This is a genomic window from Microbulbifer sp. NBRC 101763 (assembly GCF_040371615.1).
Lineage (GTDB): Bacteria > Pseudomonadota > Gammaproteobacteria > Pseudomonadales > Cellvibrionaceae > Microbulbifer > Microbulbifer variabilis.
Genome location: NZ_BAABQV010000001.1, coordinates 584,293 through 601,125, shown reverse-complemented (window position 1 = coordinate 601,125; position 16,833 = coordinate 584,293). Strand labels below are relative to the sequence as shown.

Annotated in this window: 16 protein-coding genes; 4 read left to right on the top strand and 12 right to left on the bottom strand. The window is 44.0% G+C overall.

From position 1 onward, the window contains the following. Positions 1-427 precede the first annotated feature (427 nt). Positions 428-1,339, top strand: coding sequence for a hypothetical protein (locus ABWV76_RS02815; protein WP_353375162.1), 912 nt, complete (start codon positions 428-430; stop codon positions 1,337-1,339). A 206-nt stretch (positions 1,340-1,545) separates the two neighbouring features. Here the strand turns inward: ABWV76_RS02815 and ABWV76_RS02810 are convergent, their stop codons facing one another. The 3 genes from ABWV76_RS02810 to ABWV76_RS02800 form a co-directional block, all read right to left on the bottom strand. Next, the gene (locus ABWV76_RS02810) at positions 1,546-2,949 is read right to left on the bottom strand and encodes an MFS transporter (protein ID WP_353375161.1); all 1,404 of its coding nucleotides are present in this window, start codon (positions 2,947-2,949) and stop codon (positions 1,546-1,548) included. Between the two features lie 450 nt (positions 2,950-3,399). Continuing rightward, complete coding sequence (locus ABWV76_RS02805) at positions 3,400-4,473, bottom strand: LacI family DNA-binding transcriptional regulator (RefSeq protein ID WP_020414975.1); 1,074 nt, start codon at positions 4,471-4,473, stop codon at positions 3,400-3,402. Positions 4,474-4,552: 79 nt separating this feature from the next. Continuing rightward, a complete protein-coding gene (locus ABWV76_RS02800) occupies positions 4,553-5,815 on the bottom strand; it encodes an MFS transporter (protein WP_020414974.1) in 1,263 nt (420 codons plus the stop codon). 431 nt (positions 5,816-6,246) lie between these two features. Between ABWV76_RS02800 and ABWV76_RS02795 the strand changes: the two genes are divergently transcribed. Together ABWV76_RS02795 and pgmB are read left to right on the top strand one after the other, a co-directional pair. Then, complete coding sequence (locus ABWV76_RS02795) at positions 6,247-8,598, top strand: glycoside hydrolase family 65 protein (RefSeq protein ID WP_353375160.1); 2,352 nt, start codon at positions 6,247-6,249, stop codon at positions 8,596-8,598. Next, positions 8,598-9,269 (top strand): beta-phosphoglucomutase, encoded by a 672-nt coding sequence (pgmB, locus tag ABWV76_RS02790; RefSeq protein WP_353375159.1) that lies wholly within the window; start codon positions 8,598-8,600, stop codon positions 9,267-9,269. Before ABWV76_RS02795 ends, pgmB begins: the two co-directional genes overlap by 1 nt. A 160-nt stretch (positions 9,270-9,429) precedes the next feature. Here the strand turns inward: pgmB and ABWV76_RS02785 are convergent, their stop codons facing one another. The 6 genes from ABWV76_RS02785 to ABWV76_RS02760 form a co-directional block, all read right to left on the bottom strand. Further along, the gene (locus ABWV76_RS02785; protein ID WP_020414971.1) at positions 9,430-9,714 is read right to left on the bottom strand and encodes a hypothetical protein; all 285 of its coding nucleotides are present in this window, start codon (positions 9,712-9,714) and stop codon (positions 9,430-9,432) included. A gap of 42 nt (positions 9,715-9,756) precedes the next feature. Further along, positions 9,757-10,215, bottom strand: coding sequence for a cupin domain-containing protein (locus tag ABWV76_RS02780; protein WP_020414970.1), 459 nt, complete (start codon positions 10,213-10,215; stop codon positions 9,757-9,759). Then, positions 10,205-11,242, bottom strand: coding sequence for a hypothetical protein (locus ABWV76_RS02775; protein ID WP_020414969.1), 1,038 nt, complete (start codon positions 11,240-11,242; stop codon positions 10,205-10,207). The genes ABWV76_RS02780 and ABWV76_RS02775 overlap by 11 nt, the downstream gene beginning before the upstream one ends. A gap of 281 nt (positions 11,243-11,523) precedes the next feature. Further along, complete coding sequence (locus ABWV76_RS02770) at positions 11,524-11,931, bottom strand: PaaI family thioesterase (RefSeq protein WP_020414967.1); 408 nt, start codon at positions 11,929-11,931, stop codon at positions 11,524-11,526. Positions 11,932-12,019: 88 nt separating this feature from the next. Next, positions 12,020-12,793, bottom strand: coding sequence for a thiaminase II/PqqC family protein (locus tag ABWV76_RS02765; protein WP_353375158.1), 774 nt, complete (start codon positions 12,791-12,793; stop codon positions 12,020-12,022). 282 nt (positions 12,794-13,075) lie between these two features. After that, positions 13,076-13,606, bottom strand: a complete 531-nt coding sequence (locus ABWV76_RS02760) for a P-loop NTPase family protein (RefSeq protein WP_020414965.1) — start codon at positions 13,604-13,606, stop codon at positions 13,076-13,078. Between the two features lie 334 nt (positions 13,607-13,940). Here ABWV76_RS02760 and ABWV76_RS02755 point away from each other — a divergent pair, with 334 nt between their 5' ends. Beyond that, positions 13,941-14,492 carry a peroxiredoxin-like family protein gene (locus ABWV76_RS02755; protein ID WP_040629214.1) on the top strand — a complete coding sequence of 184 codons (552 nt, stop codon included), beginning with the start codon at positions 13,941-13,943 and terminating at the stop codon, positions 14,490-14,492. 132 nt (positions 14,493-14,624) lie between these two features. On the opposite strand, the gene ABWV76_RS02750 is transcribed toward ABWV76_RS02755, so the two are convergent. The 3 genes from ABWV76_RS02750 to ABWV76_RS02740 all read right to left on the bottom strand — a co-directional run bounded on the left by ABWV76_RS02750 (position 14,625) and on the right by ABWV76_RS02740 (position 16,260). Then, positions 14,625-15,107, bottom strand: a complete 483-nt coding sequence (locus ABWV76_RS02750; RefSeq protein ID WP_353375157.1) for a GNAT family N-acetyltransferase — start codon at positions 15,105-15,107, stop codon at positions 14,625-14,627. A gap of 82 nt (positions 15,108-15,189) precedes the next feature. After that, on the bottom strand, positions 15,190-15,798 hold the full coding sequence (locus ABWV76_RS02745; RefSeq protein ID WP_020414962.1) for a macro domain-containing protein: 609 nt from the start codon (positions 15,796-15,798) through the stop codon (positions 15,190-15,192). Between the two features lie 126 nt (positions 15,799-15,924). Further along, positions 15,925-16,260, bottom strand: a complete 336-nt coding sequence (locus ABWV76_RS02740; protein WP_020414961.1) for a DMT family transporter — start codon at positions 16,258-16,260, stop codon at positions 15,925-15,927. Between the last annotated feature and the right edge of the window lie 573 nt (positions 16,261-16,833).

Sequence of the window (16,833 nt, the reverse complement as noted above, 5' to 3'; positions counted from 1 at the left end):
AAATGGCCTTCAAAGAACCTCTAAACTCTAACATTCTAAAAAATACAAAGCAGGGTTAACCCCCTAAATATTTACCTTCCTTCCCACGCCTAGATATCAAGATTTTTAGACATCAGAAAGGAAAACTGCTAAAGAAGAACAAATGTGGCTTTCGTGACAAAATACAAAATTATAAATATTAATTCTTGAGCGTGTTTCTTCTCCTTCTACCCACAAAACAAGTACGATTGTTCGACTCCTTATTGCCTGCTGCATTTATGCATGCAATATTAGGGTGGATTTTTTACCTCATGAACTCTAGCAAGGAGAATTTTTATCCAAAAAAACTACATGATAGGTTTATGTGATCTTTCTCTGCCCTATTTATCGACTAAATTCTCACCCCATTAAGAATAAATAAAAAATTTACGGTTAGAAATACAATTTTATGAAAATTAAAGTCCCGTATGGAAAAGTTCTTTTACTCATACTTATTTCCCTTTGTTTTACCTCCACAGTAAATGCTCAGTCTGGTTTTGAGGCTGTAGTGCCAGGGCCGGTTCATCTGGGTGTAAATGTCAATACTGAAGATGTTCCATTTTGGAAAACACTGGATAATGACCATCAAGATGACTGGGATGGACGTGTACTCCATTACCCTGCCGATTGGCGAATAGCGAAAGGCAGCGATGGTCGTTGGATCACTTTTCCCCATGAGTGGGATCACCGCGAGGGTTCGGATGGCCGAATTGTTGCCTATCCCCACGGTTTTTACACACAAGAAGGAGATGATGGAAGGGTAATTTCCTATCCTTATAGTAAATGGAGGTACTTTGAAGGGGGAGATGGTCGCGGCGTGGCAATTCCAGGGGATTGGGATGTAGATGAACACGGTAACAGACTGTGGGGAAAAAATGTTAAAGCAGGCAGTGATTACCGCAAGATTGTAGTACCTCCCGGCTGGGAATCCGATCAAGGACGCGATTCAAGATTGATAGCTTATCCTGCAGGCTGGCTAACAGACTCCGGTTTTGATGAAAGGCTGGTAGCCATTCCATCTCTCTCACCATGGAAGACCGCCTGGGGGAGGGATGGGAGAATGATTACCTACCACGAAGGATTAACATCCAGAGTAGTCGAAGGGAATGATAACCGAAAAGTGGCAATTCCCCATGATTGGTACTATTTTTCGGGGTCCGATGGAAGAATTAAGCCAAGACCCAAAAGTTTGAAAAAAGCACCTTTAACTTTTGATAATCCAGCACAAATTGCACTGATTAAGAAGCTGAAGGAAGATGCCGAATTATCAGATGAGGAGTACCATGATTATCTGCTTTACACATATCTCAATAGTGACTAGATTTCACTAATAATAAATCATCGTGAAGGCCACCCTTACAGCGGGTGGCCGCCTGCCACTCACCAAGGGGTAATTAATAGTTTTGGCAGGATTCAAACTATCACGTTATTTTACTTCAATACACGTCGATTATTAGCGACTTCCAATTAGACACCGCCGATAGAAAAGTAAATTAATAGTTGGCTTTGGAAGGAGTTCTACTATTGCTAAAGGATGCCTTCCTCCTCTATCTCCACTTTTATAGTTTTACCACTCACAAACAGAATACAAACTATCAATCCCGCAAGAGCCAAGTAAGCATTGACTGTAAATGCACGGTCTATACCTGTTGGTAAATCCGGTGCCATAACTACAATAGTGGTATTCATTCCAAGTCCGAGAGCACCACCAGCAATTTGGAACATATAGAGAATCGCCCCGGCCAGGCTTGACCTGGATGGATCAACAACAGTAATTGCAGCTGTGGTAATGGTTGAATAAAAGAGCCCTATACCGGCTCCCAGTATCATTAGTCCGGGAATCATACTGGAATATTGGGTGTCTTCATGTAGGTGTGACAACATAAACATCCCGGCACACATACACACCGTTCCGGCAGAAACGATTACCTTGGCCCCTAACCGCTCATACAAACTTCCTGAAACGTAAGATACCAGGCCAAATACGATCATCATCGGCAATAAGCCCATACCTGACGCCATTGCCGAGTAGCCGCGAACCTTGGTTAAAAATTGCGGTACATACAAAAGTGCAGCAAAGAAGACCACTGAAAGCAGTAGAGTAGCAATACCGGCAGCAAAGAATTTGCTGTTACTCGCCACATCCTGAGGAATCAGTGCATCCTTACCAGCGTTGCGCTCGATGATCACAAACAAGCCCATAAACAATAAAAATATCGAAAACAGCGCTACTATTAACGGGCTCTTAAAACCAAAATCCACAGCGAGATCCAGGGCAACCAGCAGTCCAAATAGGGAAACTGTAAGAGCAGTTACTCCGGCATAATCTATACGCTCACGCACCTCTTCAGGACTGTCATCAGCTACAACCCGCCAACAGACAAAGCACGCCAAGATTGCTATAGGTACATTAATAAAGAAGATCCAACGCCAACTCAGTAAATCTGTCAGTGTCCCCCCCAGCATGGGGCCAATCGCATTTGATGCTCCACACACCGCCATGATCAAGCCACCAGCAAGACCTGAGCGATCCTCGGGCATCAAACCATAAATCATTCCCAGTATCGCCGGCCACATCATTGCTCCGCCGATACCCATTAATGCTCGTGAAATCAATAGCATCCAAACATCTACAGCCAGTCCGCCCAGAAGGGAGAAAAATACAAAAATAGCGGTGCCTATAAAGAATATTCGTCGGCGCCCAAACATGTCTGCCAAACGACCACCGGAAATAATTAGAACACCAAAAACCAGGGTATAACCATTGATTACCCACTGGACCGTAGTGATATCAGAATTAAACTCTTTTTCCATGGCGGGTATTGCCACAGAGAAAGCGGTGAAATCATTCGCAATTAGAAATACAGCCAGGCTTAACGCTGTCAGGCCCAAGAATTGGGTCTTTGTAAGAGGCGTTCTTTCTTCCGCCATATTAATTACCAAAGTATCCACTTGATAGGAAAGTTATCTCGAAAGTGTGGCTCAAGGAGATGATTCCCGCATCCATATTACTTATCTAATCCAGGTTGCAATTGAGTCTATGTCCTTCCTAGAAATTGAAACATTGAGTTACATGCTGCTGAGGATTTTTATAAGGTGTTTTTATCAACCGCAATTTGTATAGATAAGCCGAAAATATAACGAATACTGTTAAGTACCCAACATATTTATGAGGGTACAATGTCTGCCATAGCAGCGGTGCTGGTAATCACGCCCAGCTTGTAGGCATCGGACACCAACGGCACCAAAATACGATAGGAATCCACCTAAGAGGTGATAAATGGACTCCACCGTTTCTGCGGAGCCTCAATTGCGGGACCAAGTAGAGAAGCCTCTGAGGAGAGAGTAATAACTGGCAAAGATAAGGGAATAGAGGTTACTTTAACCATGCCCCTCTTGGAAGAACTCCTGAACCGGCTGGTATTCGGGGTTTGCACCACAGGAAGCCCGCACCACCAGCTCAGTGGGCAAAACTTCTGGCTCAGCACTTTGCCCCCCTACAAGCCGCATAACCTTCTCAACCATCAACTCGCCAGCGCGGTGAATATTCTGGCGCACTGTAGTGAGAGGTGGGGTATAGAAAGGCGCGATGGGAATATCATCAAAGCCCACCACCGCTACATCTTCTGGCACCTTATGGCCCAATGCCTGCAAGCCCTTGATTGCACCCATGGCGATGCTGTCACTGGCTGCGAATACCCCATCGAAAGTCAGCCCCTCCCGACCAATCAAATCGATAATTGTCTGGTAACCACTCTCACTAGAGAAAGACACCGGAATCTGTCGTTCAGTTTTACCCAGCCCAGTATCAGTCAATGCCGTGCGGTACCCCTCGTAGCGACCATTGATTTCCGGGTGAGCGGTGTCGCCCAAGAAGATCACTTTTCTGCGCCCCAGGCTAAGCAGGTGCTTAGTTGCCTGGTGCCCCCCCATCTGGTTGTCACTGCTTACAATGCAGTATTCCGAGCCCGGCTTGGTGGTGCCCCCCCAAACCACTAGGGGATCTCCCAGTTTCTGTAACTCCCGCAGCGGGTTGTCATCCACGCCCTGGCCAATCACTATGACCCCATCGGCACGACGAGAACCCATCAGGTAGGAGTGCCAATCGTCATTGCTGGCAATACTATTAGAGAACAGCAAATCGTACTTGTACTGTGCCAATTTATCGGCAATGGCACCAATCATGTCCAGCATAAAGGGATCGGAAAACGTCTGGCCACCCGCGCAACCGGTATTGATCACCACTGAAATGGTATGGCTACGCTTCAAACGCAGGTTGCGCGCGCTCTCATTAATCTTGTAATTCATGCTCCGCGCAATCTGCTGAATACGCTCACGGGTCTTTTCGTTGATCAGCGGATTATTGTTCAGAGCGCGGGAAACCGTGGATTCTGAGACTCCCGCCAACCGTGCAATATCTGACATGGATACGGGAGAGGAGGAATCCTTCGGCATGACGTACTTCACCTTGTTCACGGGAAATACGCCATCTTAGGGGTGTGGTAAATATTTGTAAAACAGGGACAAATTTCGATCAGGTCACCGGGCTGGCCGGTAGCGCCTGCTCACCAGGTACCTGCCGCTCCACTGCACGACGGAAGAAGAATAAGCTAATAAGAATCACTGAAATAGGAACCAGCGACAGATAGAAAGCCACCTGGCCATCGAATACCTCAAAAACGGTTCCTGTTATTAGTGAGCCCGTTGTCCCCCCCAATGCAGAGAAAATCACCAGTAACCCGGTCATTGCGGAGTGTTGGTGTGTGGGCAGTGAGCTCAGCATCACTGAGTTGATCGCCGGATATACGGGGGCCATAAACAAGCCTATCAATGGGAGGACAAATGCGGCTATCGGCGCATTGAGCCAGCTGATATCTGGATCTGGCTGGACATTACTCGACAATGGCAAGGTTAATACTACCAACAGCGCCATTGCCAACAGGCAGATATTGAGAACCGGGTACCAGTGCAGACGCCGCATGATAGCCCCCGCACCGAGCCGCCCTATCGCCAAGCCTGCTGCGAAAATACTGGCCGCCTGGACACTCATAGCAGCCGGCAGCTTAAGAATCTCATTGTTAAATGTAGGCAGCCAACTGCCGATTCCCTGCTCAATCAGCACATAGATAAACACAGAAATCACATAGATATATACCAGCGGTTTGGCCATTAGCTTGATCATTGCCAGGAACTCCTGACGAGGGCTGGCCCCCTCAATACGAGTCCCCGATTCATTCATTTCAGTAGTCCACAGCAGGACGAAGGCGACAGCACAAATAGCTGCCAATACCCAGTAGACGCTTAACCAGGTAGTTGAGCCAGGGTTGGCGGAATCAATGAACGCACTGAAAAGCCAATAGCCCCCCAACACACCCACCATAAAAACCCCCTCGAGGGTATTTAGCAGGCTCGCATGTTCTTTGCGATCTCTCGCAAGCAAACCAACGGTTGAATAAACAGCGACTTTGACCAAAGCGAAGGCGACACCAACAGACAGAAACAGCAGTTTGGCTGTCCAGAACCCCGGCAGTATCGGCATAGCGGTACAAGCCACAGCAACAATCGCCAGACCTATCAACATCGCTTTCTTGAATCCCAAGCGTGGCAGCTGAGAAGCCACCAGGAATGAAACCACACCGATAGGGATATCCTTAAAACCCTCCAATACACTGGCGGCAGATTTACTCACACCATAAGTATTGATTACCTGCATGATTACTGTGCCCACGCTGTTTAGCAGAATGGCAAACACAAAATAAATGGCGAATAGGGAAAGCAGTATGCGCTGATTATTCATAACAAATTCTTCATCGGTCTATGGCTCAGGCGCTAAGCCGTACCAGCCTGTTATTGTACATTTTTTGATCTAATTTTGTGAGGCTAATGAAACCTGCGTGATCATCGCCTGAGGCCTCAGTATTGCTTAAAGTACCCACTTAATGCAAACGATTGCATTTAATGTGGAATATTAAGTGGATACCTTTCTTCCAATCCAGTCACAAAACCAATCAGTTCATCACTCTAATAAACTATTTTATTTTTGAATATCAATCACTTATGGATACATCTGTTTATGAGATCCAGTCGATATTCATGGTTATAACCTTTACATTTTCACAATTGCAATCGATTGCAAAATAATATCAATTGGAGATAGACTGAAACCTGCCTGCCCAAGAAAAGCAACCGCTTGGGGTGGAACCTAAATAACTGATTCTGTGATGTGGTATGAAGCAAGAACAACAAGTCAAACACGAGATTCATCCCTGGAGCCTGGTAGAAAATAGCTTCCAACCCGAGGATTATTGCCTCAACGCCACCCTCTTCTCTCTCGGTAACGGCTATATCGGTCTGCGTGGTGCATTTGAAGAGGGCTATGAACCGGAACCATTCACCGATGGTTGCTACCTCAACGGTGTCTATGCCAGTGAACCGATCAGCTACGGCGAATCCGCTTACGGCTATGCTCGCAACAACCAGCGCATGCTGACAGTTCCGGATGGCAAATCGATTCACATTTGGATTGACGGTGAGCGCTTCAGCTTGTCAGAAGGCGAGCTGATCAATTATGAGCGCCACCTGGATATCTCCACCGCCATATCCAAACGAACGCTGACTTGGCGTTCACCCCACGGCAAGACCATTGAGCTTACCGCCCAGCGACTGGTCTCCCTGAGTGAAAAGCACCTGCTTATCGTCAGCCTGGAAATAACTCCCCTCGATTTTGATGGCGAAATACGCTTGCAATCTCGCTTGGACGGAGACTTGGCCCAGGCGGATCGCAGTGATGATCCCCGCTTAGCCTCACCTATAGATAGTGGAGATATTGAGTGGCTTGAAAGTACTGCCGATGGCGACTATCTCGCTTTGCCATTATTCGTTAAAAGCAGCGGCTTCTCTATCTGTAGTGGGGCACTACACCACTGTGAAAGTAATAATGATTTCACCTCCAGCAATCTCCGCAGTGAAGATTGCGTCTCGGTGGATTACCGCTTTAGCGCGTACCGGAATACCCCAATTCGCCTCACAAAATATGTTGCCTACTTTGCCGAACAGAACAAAGCACCTTTAACCGCCTCACAGGTACAAAACTACCTTCAACGTTGTGCGCGTAATAGTTTTACAGAACATGCTCAAGCTCAACACTTGGAAATGAAGAATTTTTGGCGGGAATCGGATATCCAGGTCAGCGGCAACGATGCCTTGCAACAGGGGATTCGCTTTAACCTGTTTCACTTATTCCAATCACTGGGTAGGGATGGGCGCACTAATATTGCTGCGAAAGGCCTATCCGGTGACGGCTACGACGGCCACTATTTCTGGGATACAGAAATCTATGTGTTGCCATTTTTCCTTTATACCCAACCACAATTGGCAAAAGGACTTTTGGAATACCGGCACTCAATTCTGGAGTCTGCACGTTCCCGCGCGCGGCAGATGGCCATTCAAAAAGGTGCCCTCTTCCCATGGCGAACAATTGGTGGCGAAGAGTGTTCAGCCTACTATCCCGCCGGTACCGCCCAATACCATATCAATGCAGATATCGCCTATGCGGTACGTAACTACTGCCGGGTAACTGGCGATACTGATTTCCTACGAGATAAAGGTGCGGAAGTAGTCATTGAAGGCGCGCGGATGTGGATGGAGATCGGCCACTTCAATCCGCGTCGTAACAACCAATTCTGCATCAATGAAGTCACCGGACCAGACGAATACACCGCGTTAGTAGATAACAATTTCTACACCAACCTGATGGCTCGTGCGCATCTGGAATATGCGGAAGAGGTCTTCCAATGGCTACAATCTTTCGACCCGGAAGCCTGCCAAACTTTGGTTAAAAAAATCCAGCTGGAGTCGGAAGAACCTGCAAACTGGGCCCGCGCAGCCGAGGCCATGTACCTTCCCTATGACAAATCTGAAGGTATCCATCCCCAGGACGATGGCTTCCTGAACAAGCCGGTATGGAATTTTGCCGAGACACCTGAAGAAAAGTATCCCTTATTACTGAACTATCACCCGCTGGTTATCTATCGGCATCAAGTTTGTAAGCAGGCAGATGTTGTGCTTGGGCTTTTATTACAAAGTCCCGAATTTTCAGTAGAGCAAAAGCGCCGCGATTTCGATTTTTACGAGCCTCTCACCACCCACGACTCCACCTTGTCTGCATGTATACACAGCATTATTGCCAGCGAAGTCGGTTATCCGGAAAAAGCTCTCAGCTATTTTCAGCAGGTAGCGCGTATGGACCTGGATAACCATCACAATAATACCCAGCATGGTATTCATACCGCATGCATGGGCGGTACCTGGATGTGCATGGTGCAAGGTTTTGCTGGAATGCGCCTGCACAGCAACGAACTGAACTTTAATCCCTACGTGCCCGACGGGATGGACGGCTATCGTTTCCGCCTTCAATTCCGCGGTCGTACGCTTGCCCTGGAAATCGATCGCCTTCAAGCCAGCTATACCCTGGTAAGCGGAGAGGCAATCACCCTGTATCACGGCGAAGAGGTAGTAATGCTGAGCACAGCCGGACAAAAGCAAACTTTCCAAATGGCAGCGATGGAGGAGGTATCTTGATGATCTATCGTGCGGCAATTTTTGACCTGGATGGCGTAATAGCAGATACAGCCCGATTACATTTGCAAGCCTGGCGTCAACTCGCTGAGGCCCTGCAACGCCCCTGGGCTGACGACACAGAGGAAAAACTAAAGGGACTTGAAAGAATGGCCTCTCTGGAAGTCATTCTCGGGAGGGAGAGCGGTAATTTCAGTGAGGAAGCAAAGCTCGCCCTGGCCTCCCGTAAAAATAGTCGCTATCAGGAATTGATTCGCAGCCTCTCGCCAGAAGATCTTCTGCCAGGTGCGGGTAAACTCCTGGCTTGGCTATACGAGAGAAAAATTCCCATCGCTCTGGCCTCCGCAAGTAAAAATGCTCCGGCCGTTTTGCAAGCTTTGGGAATATCAGATTTCTTCTCATACATTGCAGACCCGGAGCAATCAGCCCCCAAACCGTCTCCGGAAATTTTTCTCGCAGCCGCACAAGGCCTGCAGGTTGAAGCTGAATTCTGCATTGCCTTTGAAGATGCCGCAGCCGGTGTTACGGCTATCAAGGCCGCACAGGGAATGACTGCTGTCGGTGTAGGAAGTGAGAGTACGCTTGGAAGTGCCGACTATATTGTCGGCAGCCTAGAGATGTTCGATCCAAAAGACTTCTTTCTCTCGGCAATTAGAGCAGCTGTTGTTAGTTAACCAAGGTCCCTAGATATCGCTATACAAGCTGAGTAGCAGGTTTGGAAACTGGCTACTCAGCTTTACCGGAGCATAGTCATATTTGGTAGTCACTTCTGTGTGGAGAGGGAAAAGATCCATGTTAGGGGCAAGTACACTTCGGTAAATCTCACTTGAGCTCTTAACGAGCACTGAGGTTTCGACCAAAAACAAACCCAAAGAGCAAATGTGATATGAACAGAATAATAACCATCCAATAGGCCGGGAATAGATTCATCCACAAAGCATATATTGCATAAAAATGCAGCAAGATTAACAAGCCCCAAACACAATAGCCCAACCAGCTTACAAACTTATCATGTGCCTGCGCAAAGTTGGCAACTCCCAATCCCCAGGCAAGGAAAACCCAAATTAAAGACCAGCCAAAAAGTAAAGTTAAGGAAATATTTACTCCCAGCTCAAACATATCTATCCACTCCCTCTACATCCAGTCAGTTCATATGTATTGCTATGGCTCTATAAACTTTTGAAAACCGGAGTCTATACTTCGTAGCTTATTGGCCGTACCTGACCGTGGATCAATTATCTCAAAATCAGAGAAATCAAAGCCGGGGCCGACCGAACAACCCACCAGAACCGATTCTCCGATAGGTTCAGCTGCCTGCCAGACACCAGCAGGAATAACATCACAGAAAGTATTACATTGTGTAGAAAGCTCAGTTCGCTTAACTTCCTTACCTAACCCATCCCAGGTATAGAGATACAATCCAGCGCCTTGATACAGGTTCCATACTTCATCTGATTGCACCCTATGAAAACGACTAACCTCCCCATTATTCAATGAAAAATAAATATGTGTAAGGGCAGACCTTTTCTGCCCATCTTGATTGGTAACTACAGTATTAGACCTGAATACCTCAAGATATCTTCCACCCTCAGGATGTTCAGACAGGTTTTTAGGTTGCACTTTTATTTCCCCACATTTTAAATTTAGTCAATTCTTTACTCTTCTCTTTTGAAAGGGCTTTAGCAATATTGGTTATAGCTTCATCCATGGAGACCAAGCCATCAAGATACGGCATCCAATATTTATCAAGAAGTACCTTATAGTCCCAGTGTCCTCTATATAACCCATTTGCTTTCGCATAGGCCGTATAATTAGGCTCAACCCTTGAAACAGCCCTTCTCACAGTCTCGCCAACTGTATAAAACTGAATCGGATGCCATATCCCCTTTTTGTCAGCCACACCAAACTTGTCAAATTCTTTATCAATCAGTCTTCGGAGTGTACTTTTTCTTCCAACACTACTAACGTGAGACAGTTCATGAAAGAACATTTCCAAAGCCAACCAGCCACTATAATCTGGATAGGTGCTATTGATGATAGTTTGGTGGCGTCTTGCAGAAGTTGTCGCCCCCTGGCGCAAGCCCGGCTTGTAAGTAATATTGATCGTATGAGTATTAACTATTAAATCTTCAGCAAACAATCTCTCAAGATCTGCAGATATTTTATTGCCATACCTCTTTAGCTTAAATTGCAACTCCTGGTGCCACTCCAGATTCTTCTCTAAGTGCTTCCCCCACAGGGTTGCATTATATAATGGAGCAATCTCATTTATATGGTGACCCAACGTATTCTCTGCCTCACTATTGTCAATACCCTTACCGGTCATCAGAGCTTCAGTTAAATTTGCTATTTCAGATTCAGACCTAACAATATGAATATTATTTTCCGCCCCAAGTTTACGATAATCTTTAATCGCCTTCTCAAAGATGGAAATCTTACTAGAAGTGATGGCACCATTACTCTTGAACTCCTCCAGAGCATCCCTATCTCTTGCCAACTCATACAGGAAAAGATGTAAATTCAATAAAGGATCACTTTTGAATATGACACCTCCCCAGCTACCAATTTGATTTCGCTTCGGGTCGTCAGCAACAGTTGATAAAGAAATCAATAAGAGAGCGAGTACCAACAATAGAATTTTAATCATGAAAGAACGCCAGGGCTATATACTTGATATTAACTTCACTGGTGGTATGACTTGGGAACCCATACAAAGTTTTATAAAATATGACTAAATTAGAAAAATTCACAGCGGTACCAAATCTCACACCAGAATCATATTGGTACATAGAATAAAGCTACCTATGAGCCACAGTTAAGCCGGCTAATAGCCATGGGATTTTAAAAAAGTATTTTTTCTCAATATGCCCATGACATAATCAATACTTCTCCATTAAGGTACTTCTCTACAATATCCTACAGATGGGACTATGGGTACAACAGCATTTGCGTACAGCGAAAGAGAGAAATTTTTTTACCAGTTTTTAGGCAAAGCACTACAGCATCCCAAACCTGAGTAGTGCGCCCTTTATGTATAGGGCTCGCGATGCACTCTACTCTTCCCTCCCGTACAGTACTTAAGTGATTCGATTTCAGTTCTATAGTAGTAAAACCCGTTGCAGTCTTTGGTAAATTTGCAATACAGCCAATACCACAAGCAGTATCTGCCAATGAAACAACACTACCGGCATGCAGGTATCCATTTGGAGCTAAATGCGACGCTGTAATATCCATTTCTGCGCATATTTTTAACTCATCCAAATTAATAATTTTTATACCAAGTAGTTCAGGCAACCTCCCAGCACACATATCATTGAAATACTTTATGTCTTTCATAAGCCAATATATTGTTTATATCAAGTTTATTATATTAGTCAATTCATCTATTCCCGATACTCTCTACCATAAAGAACCAATAAACTGGTTAATTGGAATTCCGTTTGGTATCACCAGAATTTTCCAGTGCTCGCCAGAATTCCTTTTCATAGGACTGAATAAGCCTAACACGTGTTTCGATATTTAACTCACTTATTCCTGAAGCCAAACCCTTGGCAACTATATCTATTACTTGCTCTCGAAATCCAGGGGGCAATTCTCTAAAACTGATTAAGAATGCGAGCTGGCTGTCTGACATTTTCTTATTCTGTTTAAGCGCCTTAGCCATGCGTCCAACATTTTTACCAAAACTCTGAAAATTGATCAACAATGCAGCAGCAATTTCCGCAGGCATAGCATAATTTGCCAACCACGTAGTATAAGCTGGGTATGCTTGTGCTCCGGCTAATGGTTGGTACTCGTTAATTTGTTTATCAGAGATCTCTAGGGCCTTGATAAGAGCTGGCAACTGCTCACTGGCCATAACCTCACCGGTGACCAGCCGAGTAAAGAACTGTCGAACTATTTGACTTGAGGAACCTCCAAATCGATGTAAAGATAATGCATTGCTACGAAGATCTGACTGAATGATCAAATGCTGTTCCAACGCAAATGCTTGCAATATTGAATCTGGCAATACATTGTCCTCAAGTTTTTTAATAATAATGGGCACCTCATTACTAAGGTATTTTTTTTCAAGCTGTTGGATCAAACTCTCCGCTTTATGCCGATCTTCCTTAGTCGTAAAAGCAATTGATTGAGCCGTAGTATTTAGGGCAAGTACCACAATAAGCCCAACTTTTAGAAAGATGTCTCGAGTCACCTGGCAATGCTCCGATAATAAAAACACTAAGCATAGCACCGTTAAGAGAAATTGATTGAGGTAGACAAAGGAAGAGTTTAATGCCTAAGAAAGGCCTGCAGTTATAAAACAACACCGGCTCAAACACTTAGACATTGCCCAATACCCGGGATATCAATTTGTATGCAGCAAAGAATGACAACTTATAAAATTTTACAATCAAGCAATCGAAGCAAAATTGAATATGGGCAAAACCATGTATTTTAGACATCAATACGCCTATTTATTTGATAAGTTTACCGGCTAAATATTAGTATCAGTTCTCGAAAATCGATGCGCAAAACTATTAATCTCATCTACCTTCTCAATCCTGTATATCTTTTTGTTTTCGCCTAGAGATTGTATTTTATCAAATAATTCATCACTCCAGAATCTGGGTGATAATCGCAAGTATTGCCAGCTTGCGAATGTACCTTTTAGAACGGAACTGCCCTCAGGCCAACCTACGGGCCTCACAAAACAACTTTTTAACAACCTTTTAGTAATCCACCAGTAATGAATATAATATGGCAAGTCAACAATAATGAGCGTATCGGCTGCATCAATACGTGCCCAAAACGACTCCATCGTACCCAAGCCATCAATTATCCAGTTATCAGATTCAATTAGTTTAGAGTGTTCGCCCAAAAAATCTTCAGGAGAAATACGCTCACCATTTTTATTATACTCTACCGTATCCAGTGGGAAATATTTAAGACCCGTAACAGCAGCCAGATTCATGGCAAGAGTAGACTTTCCTCCCCCAGGCTTTCCAAATATCGCTACTTTCTTCATTTTATGATGACTTCTGCTTACCCTTAATTCAAAATCGATAACGGATATTAATACTATCTCGCGTTACTGATTAAAAAAAACATCCAAAAAAGCGCCAATTTTCTTTCTACCAAACCAAATACACTTACTCTGGCTGACCGAATTTCAGCTATATTGACAGCTATGTCGACAGTATTAATTGCGCTTCACCAGAAAATAGGTAACTTGATGTATTTATGGTTATACAAAACTTCACAATCAATGAAATCACAGTGCCTGTCTAGATTCTAAACCAAACTTTTACAGTTTAAAATCTACTTGTTCAAACAGCTGCAACACATTCTACAGAATGATAATGAGAAGAAAACAAAGCGAATCCCCCCAACATCCTGTACCTAATCTGGTCGTGGAAACCTTATCATCCGGTACATTTGACTTATCTAAAGACGCCCCCGGTTATGCAACTCTGGTTGTGTTCTATCGTGGCTTTCACTGCCCTATCTGCGTTTCTTACTTGAAGGAACTTGGCCGTTTGACGCCTGAATTCCTTGCGAAAGGAGTTAAAACAATAGCAGTATCCTCAGACGACAAAAATAATGCCATAAAGATGGCTGAAAAGGTTGCTTACCCTGATTTACGTATTGGCTATAATTTGCCCCTGCAAGTCGCAAAAGAGTGGGGCCTTTACCTTTCATCAGGTCATGGAGCCACTTCTGTAGGTATCGAAGAGCCTATCCTTTTCTCTGAACCAGGTGTGTTTCTGGTTCGGAATGATAGCACGCTCTATTTTGCCATAGTGCAAACCATGCCTTTCGTGCGTCCACATTTCAAAGAAATGATCGGAGCACTCGAATTTGTCCAAGAAAACGATTATCCAGCACGTGGTGAGTACATTGGATCGGTCTAATTCTTTGAAGATAATGAGTATCTATCTTCGGCGTTGAGTGACACCACTGCTAGTATTGGCCATCTAGTTCCATCCCCCCCAATTTATAACTGTCCTTATAATCGGGCTTTCTAGGGGATACCACTCAGATTATTAAATACTATCCATAAGGCTACGCCTTACATCAATAAAATAGGTGTTAAAGCTGCGCCCCAGTTGATATGTCTTAATCACTCGACTCGCAATTTTACTCAATACTTTATAATCTGGCCTGGTATCCAACAAATGAAATAGCACTTCTTTATGTTTGAGTTCATTTGCCCAACGCATCAAAACCTTGAACAAACTTATCCCTAGCCCCCAAAATTTCTGGGATAAGACAATTGCCAGCTCATAACCATGATCATCTGGCTGGATCCCACACCACCCGGCAATTTTACCGTCTATGCAGACAGCTCTAACTCGACAACCTGGAAGAGAGTCAACTATAAGTTTGGCCTCGACCCAGTGTTTCAGAGAATTGTCATCAAAGTATGCGTGATCAATCAGATGCACTCTGAGTTTATCTTCATTAAGAACAGCTAATAATTCCTTCTGGTTTATAGCGTTGAGCCTCCTGAATTCGACTGTATTCATAACTAGCTGCTCCGGAAATACTGACCATTAATATTGAACTACAAAAATCCAGTATCAACTCAATAAAATTTATCAAAAAATCTTAGTATGTTAATAGTAACTTTTTATGGGACTCATGAATCTCATTATAACTTGGAATCCTGGAAGGCTTGGACAGATAACTATAGGCCGCCCTCATATGTCCCGCACAGCGCCTAACTGATAAGTTGCCTATTCCCGTGCCCAATCCTGAACATACAATTGAATTTATCTGACAGCCATTAGGTGACAGATTGAACATCTGAACGGAATTTAGAATAGCCCTGAAAGCATGATAAGCATTTAACGTAGTGGATATATCTTCTGGTACGCGCATTGTTGGAGCAGCTATAAGGTACGGCCAACTGTCATTAGATGTTGGAACTATTATTGCCGCCCCTACAGGTAGCTCACCATGGAAATCAGACTTGATTCTTTCCTGTAACCTCTCCTCAACTTCAAAACCCAATGTATTCCGGATTGGAAGATCCAAACCTCCATCCATAATTCCAAAGCTATTGGCCGGACTCACCATGGCATCGGCGGATATCGAAAAATAATCTCCCTCTACAACTTCAAAAATATCAATTCCTTCAAAAACCTGACGCCAGGCTTCCACCAGGTCTTTTGACCTATCTATTAGATAGATTTTATTAGGTAACATTAATTCCATCCTGCATCTGTTGTTTTATCAGTAGTTTGCCATCTAAAAGGCCTGAGCTTACTGCCAGGTAATTTTAAGCCTGGGAAGTTTCGGGCAACGTAGCGATACCAAAATTGCTCATTAGTGGATAATGACCTAAGCAGACACATCCGAAGATGCAACCAACTTGAGGCCTACCACACCTAGCACTATAAGAGATATACAAGCAATACGCGCAAGCGTTATTGGCTCATTGAACCATACAACACCAAGTACTGCGACACCTACTGCTCCTATACCAACCCATATAGCATAAGATGTGCCTATTGGTATATATTTAAGCGAATATGACAGAAAGGCAAAACTAATCCACATAGCCATGACAGTAATTACGGATGGCCACAACTTGGTAAAACCTTCCGAATATTTCATACTCACAGCCCACACAATCTCAAAGAGCCCCGCTACGAACAAGCTAATCCACGCTCCCATATATTCAAAACCACCTTTAATTTTATATAAATTATTAGCTTATCAAATATAAGCCTTACCACAGTATAAATTATAATTATCCCATATAGAAAATCCACCAATCTTTAAATTCATTGTTTCACTACTAAAAACAGTATCAGCATTTTAAAATAAAATTCCAACAAAATATATTTCTATTTCAAGTCTTGAAGGCAATCTTTGAAAGTGCTTATACCAATTAAAAACCTACGCAAAATATCCCCTGCAAGGCGTAAAATTTGAACACTAACTTCAGCGCTTCGCCATTAATTTTATACGCAGCTTCAGACCCTTTATTTTTCCTAGCAGCTATAAAATTCTTTAAAAGAAAAAACATTACAATTAATAGTAATCCAATAGAGAATAGACCCAAAGAAATATGAAGGGCTCTTTCGACAGAGAAAAATCCGGGTAGCCTGTTTGCCAGAGGGTCCAGTGATATCCTAGCTTCGATGCCAGGTTAACGTCACCACTACTAAGTACTATGAATATCTCTCCATTATCAGGGTTGATTCTCACCGCACTATGAATTGCAGGCGCATTGATACCATCGTG